Origin of the sequence: Serratia plymuthica (assembly GCF_018336935.1) — a bacterium.
Taxonomy (GTDB): domain Bacteria; phylum Pseudomonadota; class Gammaproteobacteria; order Enterobacterales; family Enterobacteriaceae; genus Serratia; species Serratia plymuthica_B.
This window is the reverse complement of record NZ_CP068771.1, coordinates 3,253,963-3,271,466: the sequence shown is the minus strand read 5'-3', so window position 1 is coordinate 3,271,466 and position 17,504 is coordinate 3,253,963. Positions and strand designations below refer to the sequence as shown.

Below are 17,504 nucleotides of genomic sequence, written 5' to 3'. Positions count from 1 at the left end.
CGATGCTGCTAACCCCCTTGTTGACCGGCGCGCTGGAGACATCGCTCAATAGCCTGCTGTTCCGCGATCGCAGTATGAAGGCCGCCCGTCTGCGGTTGGCCGGGAAAATACTGCGTATTGAGTTGCAGGAGCTTGCTTCGCCGCTGGTATTGATATTCAGCGAACAGCGGGTGGATGTGCTTGGCCAGTCTGAAGATCACGCCGATTGCACGGTACGCAGCCGGATATCGGTGTTGTTGAAGCTGCGCGACCGTCAACAGCTTTCGCCATTGATGCGCAGCGGCGAGTTGATCGTCGAAGGCGATATTCAGGTGGTGCAACAGCTGGTGGGGCTGCTTGATCTGGCGGAGTGGGATCCGGCGGAATGGCTGGCACCCTATATCGGTGATATTGCCGCGCAGGGCATCACGCAGGTGCTCGGTAAAGGCGCGAACCTGTTGATATCGGGGTTGCAGCGTCAGCAGCATTACGTGGCGGAAGCCCTGACGGAAGAGTGGCGCGTGGCGCCGGGGCCGCTGGAAGTGGTGTGGTTCAACGAGGAAGTTGACGCCACCGTCCGCAGCGCCGAAGCGCTGATTGCCCGTATGGACAAGTTGGAGGGTAAACGATGACCCCTGGCGAACTGCGCCGCCTGTATTTTATCGTCCGCGTTTTTCTCAGCTATGGCCTGGATGAACTGATCCCCAGGATGCGCCTGACGCTGCCGCTGCGTTTAGGCCGCCGCCTGCTGTTTTGGATGCCCAATCGCCACGCAGACAAGCCTCTGGGCGAGCGTTTGCGTTTGGCCTTGCAAGAGCTGGGGCCGGTATGGATCAAGTTCGGCCAGATGATGTCCACTCGCCGCGACCTGTTCCCGCCACAGATTGCCGATCAACTGACCTTGTTGCAGGATCGGGTTGCGCCATTCGACGGCGCGTTGGCGCGCAAACACATTGAATTGGCGATGGGTGGCCCACTGGAAACCTGGTTTGATGATTTTGACCAGCAGGCGCTGGCATCTGCATCGATAGCGCAGGTGCATACTGCACGCCTGAAAACCACCGGGCAGGAAATTGTCCTGAAGGTCATTCGACCGGATATCGGGCCAATCATCAAGGCCGACGTTCGCCTGATGTATCGTCTGGCGGCCTGGGTGCCGAAACTGATGCCGGATGGCCGTCGTTTGCGGCCGCGTGAAGTGGTGCGCGAGTATGAAAAGACTCTGCTGGACGAGTTGAACCTGTTGCGTGAAGCGGCAAACGCCATCCAGCTGCGCCGCAATTTTGATGGCAGCCCGATGCTGTACGTGCCGGAAGTCTACTCCGACTATTGCCGTGAAAGCGTGCTGGTGATGGAACGCATCTACGGCATACCGGTTTCGGATATCGCTACGCTGGAAAAACAGGGCACCAACATGAAGTTGTTGGCCGAGCGGGGGGTACAGGTATTCTTTACCCAGGTATTCCGCGACAGCTTTTTCCATGCCGACATGCATCCCGGTAATATTTTTGTCAGCTACGAGCACCCTGAAAATCCCCGTTATATCGGCATTGATTGCGGCATCGTCGGCTCGCTGAACAAGGACGACAAACGCTATCTGGCGGAAAACTTTATCGCCTTCTTCAACCGTGATTACCGCAAAGTGGCAGAGCTGCATGTTGATTCAGGCTGGGTACCGCGTGATACCAACGTAGAAGACTTCGAGTTCGCCATCCGCACCGTGTGCGAGCCGATCTTCGAGAAGCCGCTCGAGGAGATTTCGTTCGGCAACGTGTTGTTGAATCTGTTCAATACTGCGCGCCGTTTCAATATGGAAGTACAGCCGCAACTGGTGTTATTGCAGAAGACCTTGCTGTATGTTGAAGGCCTGGGGCGGCAGCTCTATCCGAAGCTGGATTTATGGACTACCGCCAAGCCATTCCTTGAGAGTTGGATGCACGATCAGGTCGGCATACCGGCGGTGATTCGAGCCTTGAAGGAAAAAGCGCCGTTTTGGGCGGAGAAGCTGCCCGAATTGCCTGAATTATTTTACGATAGCCTGCAACAGCATAAACGGCTGCAACAAAGCGTTGATAAGCTAACCAATCAGATGCAGGCCCAGCGCGTTCGTCAGGGGCAATCGCGTTATTTGTTCGGCGTTGGCGCTACACTGTTAGTAAGCGGTACGATTTTGCTGTTAGGGAAGGTCGAGATTTTCCCCGCGTGGCTGATGGCCGCCGGCATCGTATCCTGGGTGATCGGCTGGAAGCGAACCACCTGAATTGATTCAAAACTCTGGTAAAAACTGCCGTATAATGCGGCAGATTTTGAAAAAACCCTGTAAAAATAGAGGTAATTGCAATGGGCGGTATTAGTATTACGCAATTGTTGATCATCGCGGTGATCGTGGTGCTGCTGTTCGGTACCAAAAAACTCCGTACGCTGGGCTCCGATCTCGGTGCATCAATCAAGGGTTTTAAAAAGGCGATTGGTGACGACAACACGCCACCGACCAACACGGCTGAGAAAAGCAGCCAGGATGATGCTGACTTCACGGCGAAGCCTATTACCGATAAGCAGCCGGAAGTGAAAGCGGAAGAGTCGAAGAACAAAGAGCAGGTATAAACCGTGTTTGACATAGGGTTTAGTGAACTGTTGCTGGTTCTGGTCATTGGCCTGGTGGTACTCGGGCCAGAACGGTTGCCGGTAGCGGTTAGAACAGTTTCGGGTTGGATCCGCGCCCTGCGTTCGTTGGCGGCTTCGGTGCAGAATGAACTCTCTCAGGAACTGAAGCTGCAGGAACTGCAAGACAGCCTGAAAAAGGTTGAGAAGGCGGGCCTGCAGAATTTGTCGCCGGAGCTGAAGGCGTCGATGGATGAGCTGAAAGACGCGGCGGAATCACTGAAGCGCTCTTATCATGGCGAAGACAAAGACGAACCGGCGCACACCATCCATAACCCTCTGGTCACCGACCCGGAAGCCATTCATGACGGCGTGACCCCGGCGGAGGCTGCGACTGCTGCTGCCTCACCGGCGGCTGTACCGAAACCGGTAGCGCCGGAGCCTGTCGTTGCGGCAACGCCGCAGGCAGCGCAACCGTCAGCAGCGGAGCCGGTTAAGCAGCCTGCGGCGGTGACCGTGGAGGCAACCCCAGAACCTGTTGCGGATAAAACCCCAGCGTCTCACCAACCTAGTGGCGATCGTTAAAACATGGCTGTTGAAGATACCCAACCCCTTATCAGTCATCTGATAGAACTGCGTAAGCGGTTGTTAAACTCGATTATCAGCGTGCTGGTGATCTTCCTGGTGCTGGTTTATTTTGCCAACGACATTTATCAACTGGTGTCTGCGCCGCTGATCAAACAGCTGCCTGCCGGGGCAAGCATGATAGCCACAGACGTGGCCTCACCGTTCTTCACCCCCATCAAGCTGACCATGATCGTCTCGGTATTCGTTTCTGCGCCGGTGATCCTGTATCAGGTCTGGGCCTTTATTGCCCCGGCGTTGTACAAGCATGAACGTCGTTTGATGATGCCTTTGCTGGTCTCCAGCAGCCTGCTGTTTTATCTCGGCATGGCGTTTGCCTATTTTATCGTGTTCCCGCTGGCGTTCGGTTTTTTTGCCAAGACCGCGCCGGCCGGGGTGATGATTGCTACCGACATCAATAACTACCTCGATTTCGTCATGGCGCTGTTTATGGCGTTTGGCGTGGCGTTTGAGGTACCGGTTGCCATTATTCTGCTGTGTTGGAGTGGCGTCACTTCGCCGGAAGACCTGAAAAAGAAACGTCCTTATGTCCTGGTAGGGGCTTTTGTGGTTGGCATGCTGTTAACGCCGCCGGATGTTTTCTCGCAGACCTTGCTGGCGATACCGATGTATCTGCTGTTTGAAGTGGGCGTGTTCTTTGCCCGCTTCTACACCGGCAAACGCCGTCCGCAGCCGGAAGAAGAAGACGAGGGTGGCGAACCCCCGGCAGCTTAATTTGCGTTTTGTTTCTAAAGCCGCCCGATGGGCGGCTTTAGATTGATGACAAACGCCCGAAAAACGTGGTTTTCGGGCGTTTGGGGAAACCCGTAAAACATAATCCTTTGTTTTTAATCGCACGAAGATCATTACTTTTAACCGCAAAGGATTTTGTCAGCCGTTTCGAGCCGCCCGATGGGCGGCTTTTGCTTTGGAAAAAACCATGTTTGATATCGGCGTTAATCTCACCAGTTCACAGTTTGCCAAAGATCGCCCGGCAGTGGTGGATCGCGCACGCGCCGCAGGCGTGAATGGGCTGTTAATAACCGGTACCGACCTGCAAGAAAGCCAGGCCGCCAGTGACCTGGCGCAGCGGCAGGCCGGTTACTGTTGGTCCACTGCAGGCGTGCACCCGCACCATGCCAGCCGTTGGAACGAGGATACCGCAGCCTGCATTCGCCAGTTGGCTATCCGGCCGGAAGTGGTGGCGGTAGGGGAGTGCGGGCTGGATTTCAACCGCAATTTCTCCACCCCGGAGCAGCAAGAAGAGGCTTTCAGCGCCCAGTTGGCACTGGCCGCAGAGCTGGGGATGCCGGTTTTTCTTCATTGCCGCGACGCGCACGCACGTTTTGCCGCGCTGTTGGCGCCATGGTTGGATAAACTGCCCGCGGCCGTGGTGCACTGCTTTACCGGCACGGCCCAGGAATTGGACCACTGTCTGTCGCTGGGGTTGTCGATCGGTATTACCGGTTGGGTCTGCGATGAGCGGCGTGGCCTGGAATTGCGCGCACTGTTGCCGCGGATCCCGGCGGACCGCTTATTGCTGGAAACCGACGCACCCTATCTGTTGCCCCGGGATTTACACCCTAAACCTGCATCTCGCCGCAACGAACCCTGTTTTTTGCCCCATATCGTCCGGCAGGTGGCTGCCTGGCGGCAAGAAGACCCTGAATGGTTGGGGCAGAAAACCGTTGAGAACGCCCGCCGGCTGTTCCGGCTGGTATGAGTTAGGAGAAAACTATGAGCTATGCATTTCCGGGCGCTTTTCCAGGCCGCCGTATGCGCCGTGTGCGCCGTCATGATTTCAGCCGCCGTCTGGTGGCGGAGAACCAACTGACGGTTAACGACTTGATTTATCCGGTATTTGTCATGGAAGGCAGTAATCGTCAGGAGGCGGTAGCATCCATGCCAGGCGTATCGCGCATGAGCATTGATCTGCTGATTAAGGAAGCGGAAGCCATCGCTAAACTTGGCGTACCGGTGATCTCCCTGTTCCCGGTGATTGAACCGAGCCTGAAGTCATTGCATGCGGAAGAAGCTTATAATCCGGACGGCCTGGTGCAGCGTACGGTGCGCGCGTTGAAAGATGCGGTACCGGAGCTGGGCATTCTGACTGACGTGGCGTTGGATCCTTACACCACGCATGGTCAGGACGGCGTGATTGACGAGCACGGCTACGTCATTAACGATATCTCCAAAGATATTCTGGTACGTCAGGCGCTATCCCATGCGGAAGCCGGAGCGGAAATCGTTGCGCCAAGCGATATGATGGACGGCCGTATCGGCGCGATCCGCGATCGTCTGGAGCATCAGGGGCTGATTAATACCCAGATCATGGCGTACTCGGCAAAATATGCCTCCTGCTATTATGGTCCGTTCCGAGATGCGCTCGGTTCGAGCGGTAACCTGAAAGGCGGCAACAAGAAAACCTATCAGATGGACCCTGCCAACAGTGACGAAGCCCTGCAGGAAATTGCGCAAGATCTGCAGGAAGGCGCAGATATGGTGATGGTGAAACCTGGTATGCCTTATCTGGATGTGGTGCGTCGGGTGAAAGACACCTTTGGCGTGCCGACCTTTGCCTATCAGGTTTCCGGTGAATATGCGATGCACATGGCGGCGATTCAAAACGGTTGGCTGCAGGAGCAACCGGCGGTGATGGAGTCGCTGCTGTGCTTCAAGCGCGCTGGGGCCGATGGTGTGCTGACCTACTTCGCCAAGCGGGTAGCTCAGTGGATGCATGATGAAGCGATGCAGCGCTAAGGCGTGCGTATCCAATAACAAAGGCGCCATTTGGCGCCTTTTTGCTTTATAGCTTTTGGAACTGCCGATTATCCACGCTTTGGCTGACCTGCTTGTTAATCAGGTTCAGCAGCAGCATTGAGCGAGCTTCTCCGTCCGGCTCGGTGTAAATCGCCTTCAACCCTTCGAACACGCCGTCAACGATCAATACGGTATCGCCTGGCTGAGGGGTTTCCGGGTCGAAATAGGTTTCGCTGGCATGAGTCTGCAGTTCTTCGATAACCTTCTGCGGGATGGTCGTCGGCAGTGAGCCAAAGCGCACGAAATGGCTGACACCACGCGTTGCGCTGATGGTCGTGGTGTGAATGCGTTCCGGGTCGAACTCCACAAACAGGTAGTTGGGGAACAGGGGTTCACTGACCGCGATGCGTTTACCGCGCACCACTTTTTCCAGCGTAATGATCGGGCTCAGACAGTTCACTTCCTGTCGTTCCAGATGTTCCTGCGCCCGTAAAAGTTGGCCGCGTTTGCAATACAGTAAGTACCAAGATTCCATAATTTCACATGCCTTTCTGTCAGCCGGTAAGCATATCAAAAGCCGGTACGGATACATAGTGATGCAGGTTTCAGCCTGTAACAGCCGCTATCTGCATGAATCGTCGGCAATTAGCGAGGGGTCACACACTTATTCGCACGGCTTGGGTATAACAGAGGGCTAAAAATTTGTTACCGTCGCAAGTATGCCTTGGCCTGATGTGGCCGGATGTGACGCTATTCATCATTTTTGATTGAGAGGAAGACATGGAGTTATTTCTGTTAAGCAACGGCAAGCTGTCCGGCGAGGATGAATTGTTGGGTTATGCCAAGAGCCGGCTGCTGGCGATGATCGCGCGTCATGGAATTACGTCCGCCGTATTCGTCCCTTATGCCCTGATCCGCAGTGATTACGATCAACGCACGCAGGAACTGGCGCAGACCCTGGGTATCCAGGTGACCGGTATTCATCATGCCGAATCCCCGGCGGCGGCGATTGATCAGGCACAATGCATTTTGGTCAGCGGCGGCAATACCTGGATGCTGAACCAGATGCTGCATGAAAAGGGACTTATCGTCCCGATCCAGCGGGCGGTTCGTGAGCGCGGCGTACCTTATGTCGGTTGGAGCGCCGGCTGCAACGTCGCTACGCCAAGCATTCGGACCACTAATGATATGCCGGTGCGCAACAGCGTAGTGCTGCCGGCATTGGGCTTGTTCCCGGTGCAGATAAACCCGCATTATATCGATGCTCATATCAGCGGCCATATGGGTGAAACTCGCGATGAACGCTTGGCGGAGTTCTGCGCAGTCAATCCGAGCGAATCGGTTGTGGCGTTGCGCGAGGGCAGCCTGCTGCACGTTGAGGGCAATGACTTGCGCTACTTCAGTGCCAGAGCTCAAGGCTTCAAGGTATTCCGCCACGGCGTGGAGACCCAGGAGTATGACAATACGCAGGCGTTACGCCCGCTGGTGCCATTCACGTGCCACTGAGAACCGGCGATGCCTTTACCGGTGTTTAACAAAAGTGCAGCAACAACCGTGAAGAGGGCTTATAATGCCCTTCTCACTGGCCGTTATAATGATCAGCATGAAATACCGTGACTTACGCGATTTCCTCTCGTTGCTGGAAAAGAGAGGGGAACTAAAACGCATCAGCCAGCCGATTGATCCCTATCTGGAAATGACAGAAATTGCCGATCGTACTTTACGTGCGGGCGGCCCGGCGTTGCTGTTCGAAAACCCGAAAGGGTACGACATGCCGGTGCTGTGCAATCTGTTTGGCACGGCCAATCGCGTAGCGATGGGCATGGGCCAGGAGGATGTCAGCTCATTGCGTGAGGTCGGCAAACTGCTGGCGTTTCTTAAAGAGCCGGAGCCGCCGAAGGGCTTCCGCGATTTGTTCGACAAGTTGCCGAAGTTCAAGCAAGTGCTGAATATGCCGACCAAGGTACTGGGCTCCGCGCCTTGCCAGGAGCAGGTATGGCAGGGCGATGACGTCGATCTCGGCCGTATTCCGGTGATGCACTGCTGGCCTGAAGACGCCGCACCGCTCATCACCTGGGGGCTGACCGTTACCCGCGGGCCGCAAAAAGAGCGGCAGAACCTGGGCATTTACCGTCAGCAGGTGCTGGGCAGGAATAAAGTGATCATGCGTTGGCTGTCGCATCGCGGCGGCGCGTTGGATTACCAGGAATGGTGCCAGGCGCATCCCGGTGAGCGTTTCCCGGTAGCGGTCGCACTGGGTGCGGATCCCGCCACTATCCTCGGTGCCGTCACGCCGGTGCCGGACAACCTGTCTGAATATGCCTTTGCCGGGTTGTTGCGCGGCAATAAAACCGAAGTGGTCAAGTGCATCTCCTGCGATCTGGAAGTGCCCGCCAGTGCGGAAATCGTGTTGGAAGGCTACATTGAGCCGGGTGAAATGGCGCCAGAAGGCCCGTATGGCGATCACACCGGTTACTACAACGAGATCGACAGCTTCCCGGTATTTACCGTCACCCACATCACCCAGCGTCGCGATGCCATTTATCACTCGACCTACACCGGCCGTCCGCCGGATGAGCCGGCGGTATTGGGTGTGGCGCTGAACGAAGTGTTTGTTCCCATCCTGCAAAAGCAGTTCCCGGAAATCGTAGATTTCTACCTGCCGCCAGAAGGCTGCTCTTACCGCCTGGCGGTGGTGACTATCAAAAAACAGTATGCCGGTCACGCCAAGCGCGTGATGATGGGCGTCTGGTCGTTCCTGCGTCAGTTTATGTACACCAAGTTTGTTATCGTCTGTGATGATGACATCAATGCGCGTGACTGGAATGATGTGATTTGGGCGATCACCACCAGAATGGATCCGGCAAGGGATACCGTGATGGTAGAAAACACGCCGATCGATTATCTGGACTTCGCCTCCCCGGTTTCCGGATTGGGATCGAAGATGGGGCTGGATGCCACCAATAAATGGCCGGGTGAAACCCAGCGCGAATGGGGCCGTCCAATTCAGATGGATGAAAAGGTGCGCGCGCGCGTCGATGAAATCTGGGATGAGCTCGCAATTTTCAGTGACAGAGAACCGACATTATAATGTACCCAAAATAATTGGAGTTGCATTGAGGCGGCAACGCAGCGAATCCCAAGAGCTTACTTGAGTAAGTGACTGGGGTAAGCGAGGAAGGCCAACCAAGATGCGGCTTTAAGTATGAAGGGTATGTCTGGCTCTGTTCTCAGTTTTGCATTGATGACCCGACAGAGGGAACGCATGACAATATTGAGCTGTAAAGTGACCTCCGTAGAGGCCATTACCGATACGGTTTATCGGGTACGTTTGGTGCCAGAGGCACCGTTTTCTTTCAAGGCAGGACAGTATTTGATGGTGGTGATGGATGAGCGCGACAAGCGTCCCTTCTCGCTGGCATCGACGCCTTCACAGCAAGAATATATCGAGCTGCATATCGGCGCTTCGGAGCTGAATCTGTACGCTATGGCGGTGATGGATCGCATTCTGAAAGAGCAGGCGATTACTGTCGATATCCCGCACGGCGATGCCTGGCTGCGAGAAGAAGGCAGCCGTCCGTTGGTGTTGATCGCCGGCGGTACCGGCTTCTCCTATGCGCGTTCAATTCTGCTTACCGCGCTGGAGCAGCAGCCGGACCGCGATATCTCTATCTATTGGGGCGGGCGTGAGCTGAAGCACCTGTATGATTTGAGCGAGCTGGAAGCGCTGTCGTTGCAGCACCCGAACCTGAAGGTGATTCCGGTGGTCGAACAGCCGGAAGACGAGTGGCGTGGCCGCAGCGGCACGGTACTCAGTGCGGTATTGCAGGATTTCGGCACGCTGGCGGAGCACGATATTTATATTGCCGGCCGGTTCGAGATGGCCAAAATTGCCCGCGAGCGTTTCTGCGTTGAACGCGGTGCGCAGGAAGCGCATATGTTTGGCGACGCCTTCTCGTTCATCTGAGGCGTGAGGTTGGCATAAAGTGGGGTGGCCGGTGGCTGCCCTTTTTTATTGGGGCGCCTGTAGATTTCAGGCATAAAAAAACCCGCCCCTGACAGGCGGGAAGTACGGCAACTAAACTTGTCGGGATGCTGCGGTTTGAATGAGTTACGCAGTCATCCCAAGATAGACACAGCTAAACGCGTTCAAATACGGTGGCAATCCCCTGACCCAGGCCGATACACATGGTCGCCAGACCGAATTGCGCGTCACGGCGTTCCATGTTGTTCAACAGCGTGGTGGAGATACGCGAGCCGGAACAGCCCAGCGGGTGGCCCAGGGCAATGGCGCCGCCGTTCAGGTTAATCTTCTCGTCGATGCTGTCCAACAGCCCTAGATCCTTGATGCAGGGCAGCGATTGGGCGGCAAAGGCCTCATTCAATTCAAACAGATCGATGTCCTGTATGCTCAGGCCGGCCCGTTTCAACGCCAGTTTGCTGGCCGGTACCGGGCCATAACCCATAATGGATGGATCGCAACCGACTACCGCCATAGAACGAATGCGGGCGCGGGCTTTCAGGCCGAGCGCTTTGGCGCGTGATTCGCTCATCAGCAACATGGCGGATGCGCCGTCGGATAAGGCCGAAGAGCTGCCGGCGGTTACGGTGCCATTGACCGGATCGAACGCCGGACGCAGCGCCGCCAGGCTGGCAACGGTGGTTTCCGGGCGAATGACTTCGTCGTAGTCATAACGGGTCAGCACGCCGTCGGCGTCATGGCCGGTGGTGGGGATGATTTCGTTCTTGAAGTAACCGGCCAGCGTGGCTGCATGCGCACGTTGGTGCGAGCGTGCCGCGAATTCATCCTGCATCTGGCGGCTGATATTGTGCATCTTGGCCAGCATTTCAGCGGTTAGCCCCATCATGCCGGCGGCTTTCGCTACGCTGCGGCTCAGGCCAGGGTGGAAATCCACGCCGTGGTTCATCGGCACATGGCCCATGTGCTCAACGCCGCCAATCAGGCTAACCTGCGCATCGCCGACCATAATGGCGCGTGCGGCATCGTGCAGAGCCTGCATGGACGAGCCGCACAGTCGGTTGACGGTAACTGCCGGGACGCTATGCGGGATTTCGGCCAGCAGCGAGGCATTACGGGCAATGTTAAAACCCTGCTCCAGCGTTTGTTGCACGCAGCCCCAGTAAATATCGTCAATTTCGGCCGCATCCAGAGCCGGGTTACGGCTCAGCACGGCACGCATCAGGTGAGCGGAAAGATCTTCAGCGCGTACCTGGCGGAAGGCGCCGCCCTTGGAGCGGCCCATCGGCGTGCGTACGGCGTCAACAATAACTACGTTTTCCATCTTTATGACCTCATGCCGGTTGGCCAGTGGCGATATCGGACAATGGCGTCGCCGCCGGGTAGTAGCTTTCATTACGTTCAGCTTTGGCGCGCAGGCCGGCGGGCACTTGATACAGAGCGCCAAGATGCGCGTAACGCTGGGCCAGTTCGACATAGTTGGCGGTGCCAAGAGTATCCAGGTAACGGAACGCCCCACCGTGGAACGGAGGGAACCCGATGCCGTAAACCAGCGCCATATCGGCTTCTGCCGGGCTGGCGACGATGTTCTCTTCCAGGCAGCGCACCACTTCGTTGATCATCGGGATCATCATTCTGGCGATAATTTCTTCGTCGCTGATGGTCTGGCGCGGCTGGGAGACTGCGGCCAACAGCGCATCGGTCTGCTCATCGTTATCTTTACGCGGTTTGCCTTTGTTGTCCTGACTGTAACGGTAGAAGCCCAACTGGTTTTTCTGACCAAAACGTTGGTTGTCGAACATCACGTCAATGGCGTCGCGATAATCTTTGCCCATACGCTCCGGGAAACCGGCGGCCATCACCGCCTGGGCATGGTGCGCGGTATCGATCCCCACTACGTCGAGCAGGTAAGCCGGGCCCATTGGCCAGCCAAACTGTTTTTCCATTACCTTATCGATTTGGCGGAAATCCGCTCCATCGCGCAGCAGCATGCTGAAGCCGGCAAAATAGGGGAACAGCACGCGGTTGACGAAGAACCCCGGGCAATCATTAACCACGATCGGCGTTTTGCCCATGCGGGAGGCGTAGGCCACCACGGCGGCGATGGTGTTGTCGCTGGTCTGTTCGCCGCGGATGATTTCAACCAGCGGCATGCGGTGCACCGGGTTAAAGAAGTGCATGCCGCAGAAATTTTGCGGGCGCTTCAGCGACTTCGCCAGGTGATTGATGGGAATGGTTGAGGTATTGGAGGCCAGGACGGTATCTTCACCGACCAAGCTTTCCACCTCGGACAGCACCGCCGCTTTAATCTTCGGATTCTCGACCACGGCTTCAACGATCACCTGCGCGCGTTCGATACCGGCATAATCCAGCGTCGGTTGAATGGTCGACAACACCTGTGCCATCTTCAGGCCGTCCAGCTTGCCGCGCTCCAGCTGTTTGTTCAGCAGCTTGGCGGCTTCATTCATGCCAAGCGCCAGGGATTTGTCGCTGATGTCTTTCATTATCACCGGCACGCCTTTCAGTGCGGACTGGTAAGCGATGCCGCCGCCCATAATGCCTGCACCCAATACCGCAGCCTGCTTCGGCGCTTCCACGTTTTTGGCCAGCTTTTTCGCCTGGCTTTTCACAAATTGATCGTTGAGGAAAATACCGACCAGTGCGCGCGCTTCGTTGGAACGGGCCAAAGGCACGAAGCTGGCGGTTTCCAATTTCAAGGCTTCGTCGCGGCCCAGTTTGGCGGCGGCTTCGATGGTTTTCACTGCTGTCATCGGCGCCGGGTAATGTTTGCCTGCGGTTTGCAGCACCATGCCTTTGGCGGTGGTGAAGCTCATGGCCGCTTCGATTGGGCTGAGTTTCAACGGATCGAGTTTCGGTTGACGATAGGCGCGCCAGTCCAACTGGCCATCAATGGCCTGTTGCAGCATTTTCAGCGCGGCTTCTACCAGTTTTTCCGGCGCCACCACCGCATCCACCAAACCGACCTTCAGCGCGTCTTTGGCGCTGACGTCTTTACCGGCGGCGATAATCTCCAGTGCGCTGTCGTTGCCCAACAGGCGTGGCAAGCGAACTGAACCGCCGAAGCCCGGCATAATGCCCAGCTTGGTTTCCGGCAGACCAATGCGCGCATCAGGCGAAGCGACCCGGAAGTCGGTTGCCAGAATGCATTCGCAGCCGCCACCGAGCGCATAGCCGTTAATGGCCGAAATGGTCGGTACCGGCAGATCTTCCAGCCGGTTAAAGGTCGCGTTGGCAAAGGCCAGCCATTGGTGCAGTTTTTCAGCCGGAGCCGCGAACAGCGAAAGGAATTCGGTGATATCGGCACCGACAATAAATGCGGCCTTGCTGGAACGCACCAGCAGCCCTTTCAATTCGGTCTGTTTTTCCAGCACGTCGAGTGCTTCGCCCAGGCTGGCGACGGTGCGAGTGTCCAGCTTGTTTATCGAGCCCGGGGCATTGAACACCAGCTCGGCGATGCCGTTATCGAGCCAGTGCAGTTGTAATGTTTCGCCTTGGTAGAGCATGTCTATCTCCTGAATCAGCGTTTGATCTGGTATGACCAGATGATGAGGAGTGTGGTTTTTATGTTAACAATATGCAAATCAGAGATTGCATTTTTGCAAAGCGGATCACATGGGTATGAGTTAATGTGTTGATTTAATAAAAAATTATATTTTAGATATTCTTGTCATCTGCCGGGAACCAAAAGGCCCAATACGCTTGCCCGAGATAGCGCGCTATCCACGCAGGGGGCAGGATGAGTAAAGCGATATGTGTAAAACAGAGCGGGTTTTGGAGTATTCCCGCCAGAACCATGACGCTGGCCTGCCTGCTGGTTTTTATGGCACAGATGGCGACAACGGCGTATTTGCCTGCTTTGCCAGTGCTGTTCTGGGGGCCGCGTCCGGCGGTGTCTTGCTGGAGCATCATGGTCTGCGGCCGGCGGCAATTGCGTTGCTTGGTTTTTTGGGATGATTGATTGTTCTGCGGCGGACGTAATGGCGTTTACGCTGATTTGCGAACTGCCCCGCATGCCGGAAGTGATGGGGTTGGTGCGCCAGAGCGGTGTGTTAAGATGGCGCATTCCGTTTTAAGGGTATAAGGGTATTGTGATGGAAACGCTGGCTTCATTGTATAACGACCACCTGGCAGAGCTGCAAAAACGGGCGCGCGAAGTATTGGCGCGCAACAAGCTGGATGCTCTGTTGATTCACTCCGGGGAACTGCAACGGGTTTTTCAGGACGACCATAGCTATCCGTTCAAGGTGAATGCGCACTTCAAGGCTTGGGTGCCCGTCACATCGGTACCGAACTGCTGGTTGTGGGTGGATGGCGTTAACAAACCGAAGCTGTGGTTCTATTCGCCGGTTGATTACTGGCACAGCGTTGAGCCGCTGCCGGACAGCTTCTGGACCAAGTCCATCGATCTGTTGCCGCTGGCCAATGCGGATGATATCGCTCAGCAGCTTCCTGCTCAGCGTGAGCGCGTGGGCTATATCGGTTACGGGCAGCAACGCGCCCGCGATCTCGGTATCCCAGCGGAAAACGTGAACCCGAAAGCGGTGCTGAACTACCTGGATTTCCATCGCTCAATCAAAACCGGTTACGAGCAGGCCTGCATGCGCGAAGCGCAAAAGACGGCCGTTATGGGGCACCGTGCGGCCCATGAAGCCTTCCTGTCCGGCATGAGCGAGTTTGACATCAATCAGGCCTACCTTACCGCTACAGGCCACCGCGATACCGATGTGCCTTATGACAATATTGTGGCGCTGAATGAACATGCGGCAGTGTTGCATTACACCAAGCTGAACCATCAACCGCCGGCCGAATCGCTGAGCTTCCTGCTTGACGCCGGTGCGGAATACAACGGCTATGCCGCCGATTTAACGCGTACCTATGCAGGCCAGAGCGGCAGTGACTTCGCGCAGTTGGTGAAGGATCTCAATGCCGAGATGCTGGCGCTGGTGGGTACCATCAAAACGGGAGTGCGCTACACCGACTACCATGTGCAGATGCATCAACGTATCGCCAAACTGCTCAAGAACCACAAGCTGGTGAGCGGTATCAGCGAAGAAGCCATGGTAGAGCAGGGGATCACCACCCCATTCCTGCCGCATGGCCTTGGTCATCCACTGGGCTTGCAGGTGCATGACGCCGCCGGCTTTATGCAGGACGAGCAGGGTACGCATCTGGCAGCGCCGTCCAAATATCCGTTCCTGCGCTGTACCCGAGTATTACAGCCCGGCATGGTGCTGACTATCGAACCTGGCCTGTATTTTATTGAGTCATTGCTGGCGCCATGGCGTAGCGGCGAGTTTAGCAAGCACTTTGCCTGGGATCGCATCGATGCGCTGAAACCTTATGGGGGAATGCGTATTGAAGACAATATCGTGATCCACGAGAAACGTATCGAGAACATGACGCGCGATCTGAACCTGGCCTGATGCAGCCTTATCCGATCCCTGCGGGGCCCGTCAGCGTCAGCGAGGAGATAAAGAAGAGTCGTTTTATCACTCTGCTGGCGCCGACTTGCGGGCCGGATGCAGCAAAGGCGTTTATTCAACAGGCCCGTGATGAGCATCCGGCGGCAAGGCATCATTGTTGGGCGTTTATCGCCGGGCCACCGAATGATTCGCAGCAGTTGGGGTTCTCCGACGACGGTGAGCCTTCCGGCACCGCGGGTAAGCCGATACTCGCGCAGCTTATGGGCAGCGGCATAGGTGAAATCACCGCCGTAGTGGTGCGTTATTACGGCGGCATCAAGTTGGGCACCGGTGGCCTGGTACGAGCCTATGGCAGCGGCGTGCAGCAGGCGCTAAAGCAGTTGATTGTGGACTACAAGGTTCCGCAGGCCGAATATACTTTGCAATGTGACTATGCGCAGCTGGCGCTGATCGAGAATTTGTTACAGCAAACTGAAGGGCGGATCGTTCAGGGAGAATATGGCGCTTGCGTCATGTTGCACCTGGCTTTGCCGGTAACCGTCGTTGAGACCTTTGGGAAAAAATTACGTGATCTCAGTCGCGGTAATTTGCAATTGACCCCTGTTTCGCAATAATTCCCCCAACTGAATTGCTAAGGATTGTGCTGAAATGCATTTTCGCGCCATAACCCGTATCGTAGGTTTGCTGGTCATCTTATTCTCCGGGACAATGTTTATTCCTGGCCTGGTGGCGTTGATATATCGCGATGGGGCGGGCAGGGCTTTCAGCCAAACCTTCTTTGTGGCGGTGACGATTGGCCTGATCCTGTGGTGGCCTAATCGTAAACAAAAACATGAGCTGAAGCCACGCGAAGGTTTCCTGATTGTAGTGCTGTTCTGGACGGTACTGGGTAGCGTGGGGGCTTTGCCATTCTTGTTCTCGGAGCGGCCTAACCTGTCGCTTACTGATGCTTTCTTTGAGTCGTTTTCCGGCTTGACCACCACCGGCGCGACGACGCTGGTGGGGTTGGATTCATTGCCCAAAGCCATTTTGTTCTACCGGCAGATGCTGCAGTGGATGGGTGGGATGGGGATCATCGTGTTGGCGGTAGCGATATTGCCGATCCTCGGCGTCGGCGGCATGCAGCTGTATCGTGCGGAAATGCCCGGCCCGCTTAAAGATAACAAAATGCGCCCGCGTATCGCCGAAACGGCCAAAACCCTGTGGCTGATCTATGTTCTGTTGACGATTGCCTGTGCGCTGGCGCTATGGGGCGCGGGGATGTCAGTCTTTGACGCTATTGGCCACAGCTTTTCAACTATCGCTATTGGCGGTTTCTCTACCCACGATGCCAGTATCGGTTATTACGCCAGTCCGACCATCAACACCATAATTGCCATTTTCCTGTTGATCTCTGGTTGTAACTACGGCTTGCACTTCGCCCTGCTAAGCGGTCGCAGCCTGAAAGTGTACTGGCGCGATCCTGAGTTCCGCATGTTCATTGCCGTGCAGTTTACGCTGGTAGTGGTCTGTACTGCGGTGCTGTGGGGCCATGGCGTCTATAAAACCGGTATGGAGACGCTTAATCAGGCGTTTTTCCAGGTGGTATCGATGGCGACGACGGCGGGCTTTACCACCGACAGCATTTCCAAGTGGCCGCTATTCCTGCCCATGTTGCTGTTGTGTTCTGCTTTTATTGGCGGCTGTGCAGGCTCGACCGGCGGTGGTCTGAAGGTTATCCGTATTCTGTTGCTGTATCTGCAAGGCTCTCGCGAGCTGAAAAGGTTGGTGCATCCCAATGCGGTTTATACCATCAAGCTGGGTAACCGTGCGCTGCCGGAAAGGATCCTGGAAGCGGTGTGGGGATTCTTCTCAGCTTACGCCCTGGTATTTATCGTCAGCATGTTGGCGATAATCGCCACCGGCGTTGATGATTTCTCCGCCTTTGCCGCCGTAACGGCAACGCTGAATAACCTCGGGCCGGGACTGGGTGTGGTAGCGGATAACTTTACTACTATGCCTGCGGCGGCGAAGTGGATTCTGGTATTGACCATGCTGTTCGGACGACTGGAAGTCTTTACGCTGCTGGTTCTGTTTACGCCAACGTTCTGGCGCGAATGATCCTGATAGAAGGAGTA

Annotated in this window: 17 protein-coding genes and 1 pseudogene; 15 read left to right on the top strand and 3 right to left on the bottom strand. The window is 55.9% G+C overall.

Annotated features, from left to right (window positions below):
- Positions 1-2 precede the first annotated feature (2 nt).
- From ubiJ to hemB, 7 genes are all read left to right on the top strand, one after another.
- Positions 3-611, top strand: a complete 609-nt coding sequence (gene ubiJ, locus JK621_RS15290) for a ubiquinone biosynthesis protein UbiJ (RefSeq protein ID WP_212556711.1) — start codon at positions 3-5, stop codon at positions 609-611.
- Positions 608-2,239, top strand: coding sequence for a ubiquinone biosynthesis regulatory protein kinase UbiB (gene ubiB / locus JK621_RS15285; protein ID WP_212556710.1), 1,632 nt, complete (start codon positions 608-610; stop codon positions 2,237-2,239). The genes ubiJ and ubiB overlap by 4 nt, the downstream gene beginning before the upstream one ends.
- Before the next feature lie 80 nt (positions 2,240-2,319).
- Entirely contained in the window at positions 2,320-2,583 is a 264-nt protein-coding gene (gene tatA, locus JK621_RS15280; protein WP_126479686.1) for a Sec-independent protein translocase subunit TatA, read from the top strand.
- Between the two features lie 3 nt (positions 2,584-2,586).
- On the top strand, positions 2,587-3,165 hold the full coding sequence (gene tatB / locus JK621_RS15275; protein ID WP_212556709.1) for a Sec-independent protein translocase protein TatB: 579 nt from the start codon (positions 2,587-2,589) through the stop codon (positions 3,163-3,165).
- Positions 3,166-3,168: 3 nt separating this feature from the next.
- Entirely contained in the window at positions 3,169-3,939 is a 771-nt protein-coding gene (gene tatC, locus JK621_RS15270; protein ID WP_212556708.1) for a Sec-independent protein translocase subunit TatC, read from the top strand.
- A 205-nt stretch (positions 3,940-4,144) separates the two neighbouring features.
- Positions 4,145-4,927: a 3'-5' ssDNA/RNA exonuclease TatD gene (gene tatD / locus JK621_RS15265; RefSeq protein ID WP_212556707.1), complete on the top strand. Its 783-nt coding sequence runs from the start codon at positions 4,145-4,147 to the stop codon at positions 4,925-4,927.
- Positions 4,928-4,941: 14 nt separating this feature from the next.
- On the top strand, positions 4,942-5,964 hold the full coding sequence (hemB, locus tag JK621_RS15260) for a porphobilinogen synthase (RefSeq protein WP_212556706.1): 1,023 nt from the start codon (positions 4,942-4,944) through the stop codon (positions 5,962-5,964).
- A gap of 46 nt (positions 5,965-6,010) precedes the next feature.
- On the opposite strand, the gene rfaH is transcribed toward hemB, so the two are convergent.
- On the bottom strand, positions 6,011-6,499 hold the full coding sequence (rfaH, locus tag JK621_RS15255) for a transcription/translation regulatory transformer protein RfaH (RefSeq protein ID WP_212556705.1): 489 nt from the start codon (positions 6,497-6,499) through the stop codon (positions 6,011-6,013).
- Between the two features lie 245 nt (positions 6,500-6,744).
- On the opposite strand from rfaH, the gene pepE reads away from it, so the two are divergent.
- The 3 genes from pepE to fre all read left to right on the top strand — a co-directional run bounded on the left by pepE (position 6,745) and on the right by fre (position 9,931).
- Positions 6,745-7,470, top strand: a complete 726-nt coding sequence (pepE, locus tag JK621_RS15250; RefSeq protein ID WP_212556704.1) for a dipeptidase PepE — start codon at positions 6,745-6,747, stop codon at positions 7,468-7,470.
- Positions 7,471-7,558: 88 nt separating this feature from the next.
- A complete protein-coding gene (gene ubiD / locus JK621_RS15245) occupies positions 7,559-9,055 on the top strand; it encodes a 4-hydroxy-3-polyprenylbenzoate decarboxylase (RefSeq protein WP_212556703.1) in 1,497 nt (498 codons plus the stop codon).
- Between the two features lie 174 nt (positions 9,056-9,229).
- Entirely contained in the window at positions 9,230-9,931 is a 702-nt protein-coding gene (gene fre, locus JK621_RS15240) for an NAD(P)H-flavin reductase (RefSeq protein ID WP_126479694.1), read from the top strand.
- 172 nt (positions 9,932-10,103) lie between these two features.
- Here the strand turns inward: fre and fadA are convergent, their stop codons facing one another.
- Both fadA and fadB read right to left on the bottom strand, forming a co-directional pair.
- Complete coding sequence (gene fadA / locus JK621_RS15235; protein ID WP_212556702.1) at positions 10,104-11,267, bottom strand: acetyl-CoA C-acyltransferase FadA; 1,164 nt, start codon at positions 11,265-11,267, stop codon at positions 10,104-10,106.
- 10 nt (positions 11,268-11,277) lie between these two features.
- On the bottom strand, positions 11,278-13,467 hold the full coding sequence (gene fadB, locus JK621_RS15230; RefSeq protein ID WP_212556701.1) for a fatty acid oxidation complex subunit alpha FadB: 2,190 nt from the start codon (positions 13,465-13,467) through the stop codon (positions 11,278-11,280).
- A 233-nt stretch (positions 13,468-13,700) separates the two neighbouring features.
- Here fadB and JK621_RS25525 point away from each other — a divergent pair.
- The 5 genes and pseudogenes from JK621_RS25525 to trkH all read left to right on the top strand — a co-directional run.
- A pseudogene (locus JK621_RS25525) lies at positions 13,701-13,832 on the top strand (MFS transporter); the annotation flags it as partial.
- An 82-nt stretch (positions 13,833-13,914) separates the two neighbouring features.
- A complete protein-coding gene (locus JK621_RS25475; protein WP_283249335.1) occupies positions 13,915-14,037 on the top strand; it encodes a hypothetical protein in 123 nt (40 codons plus the stop codon).
- Between the two features lie 18 nt (positions 14,038-14,055).
- The gene (pepQ, locus tag JK621_RS15220; RefSeq protein WP_212556699.1) at positions 14,056-15,387 is read left to right on the top strand and encodes a Xaa-Pro dipeptidase; all 1,332 of its coding nucleotides are present in this window, start codon (positions 14,056-14,058) and stop codon (positions 15,385-15,387) included.
- Entirely contained in the window at positions 15,387-16,001 is a 615-nt protein-coding gene (locus JK621_RS15215) for an IMPACT family protein (RefSeq protein ID WP_212556698.1), read from the top strand. The genes pepQ and JK621_RS15215 overlap by 1 nt, the downstream gene beginning before the upstream one ends.
- 34 nt (positions 16,002-16,035) lie before the next feature.
- The gene (gene trkH / locus JK621_RS15210) at positions 16,036-17,487 is read left to right on the top strand and encodes a Trk system potassium transporter TrkH (RefSeq protein WP_212556697.1); all 1,452 of its coding nucleotides are present in this window, start codon (positions 16,036-16,038) and stop codon (positions 17,485-17,487) included.
- Positions 17,488-17,504 lie beyond the last annotated feature (17 nt).

What these genes read in the sequence shown, in the direction of transcription:
- ubiB (WP_212556710.1), top strand. Translation starts at nt 608, where the DNA reads ATGACCCCTGGCGAACTGCGCCGCCTGTATTTTATCGTCCGCGTTTTT.
- rfaH (WP_212556705.1), bottom strand. Translation starts at nt 6,499, where the DNA reads ATGGAATCTTGGTACTTACTGTATTGCAAACGCGGCCAACTTTTACGG.
- tatC (WP_212556708.1), top strand. Translation starts at nt 3,169, where the DNA reads ATGGCTGTTGAAGATACCCAACCCCTTATCAGTCATCTGATAGAACTG.
- tatA (WP_126479686.1), top strand. Translation starts at nt 2,320, where the DNA reads ATGGGCGGTATTAGTATTACGCAATTGTTGATCATCGCGGTGATCGTG.
- fadB (WP_212556701.1), bottom strand. Translation starts at nt 13,467, where the DNA reads ATGCTCTACCAAGGCGAAACATTACAACTGCACTGGCTCGATAACGGC.
- hemB (WP_212556706.1), top strand. Translation starts at nt 4,942, where the DNA reads ATGAGCTATGCATTTCCGGGCGCTTTTCCAGGCCGCCGTATGCGCCGT.
- ubiJ (WP_212556711.1), top strand. Translation starts at nt 3, where the DNA reads ATGCTGCTAACCCCCTTGTTGACCGGCGCGCTGGAGACATCGCTCAAT.
- fre (WP_126479694.1), top strand. Translation starts at nt 9,230, where the DNA reads ATGACAATATTGAGCTGTAAAGTGACCTCCGTAGAGGCCATTACCGAT.
- pepE (WP_212556704.1), top strand. Translation starts at nt 6,745, where the DNA reads ATGGAGTTATTTCTGTTAAGCAACGGCAAGCTGTCCGGCGAGGATGAA.
- JK621_RS25475 (WP_283249335.1), top strand. Translation starts at nt 13,915, where the DNA reads ATGATTGATTGTTCTGCGGCGGACGTAATGGCGTTTACGCTGATTTGC.
- trkH (WP_212556697.1), top strand. Translation starts at nt 16,036, where the DNA reads ATGCATTTTCGCGCCATAACCCGTATCGTAGGTTTGCTGGTCATCTTA.
- ubiD (WP_212556703.1), top strand. Translation starts at nt 7,559, where the DNA reads ATGATCAGCATGAAATACCGTGACTTACGCGATTTCCTCTCGTTGCTG.
- fadA (WP_212556702.1), bottom strand. Translation starts at nt 11,267, where the DNA reads ATGGAAAACGTAGTTATTGTTGACGCCGTACGCACGCCGATGGGCCGC.
- tatD (WP_212556707.1), top strand. Translation starts at nt 4,145, where the DNA reads ATGTTTGATATCGGCGTTAATCTCACCAGTTCACAGTTTGCCAAAGAT.
- pepQ (WP_212556699.1), top strand. Translation starts at nt 14,056, where the DNA reads ATGGAAACGCTGGCTTCATTGTATAACGACCACCTGGCAGAGCTGCAA.
- JK621_RS15215 (WP_212556698.1), top strand. Translation starts at nt 15,387, where the DNA reads ATGCAGCCTTATCCGATCCCTGCGGGGCCCGTCAGCGTCAGCGAGGAG.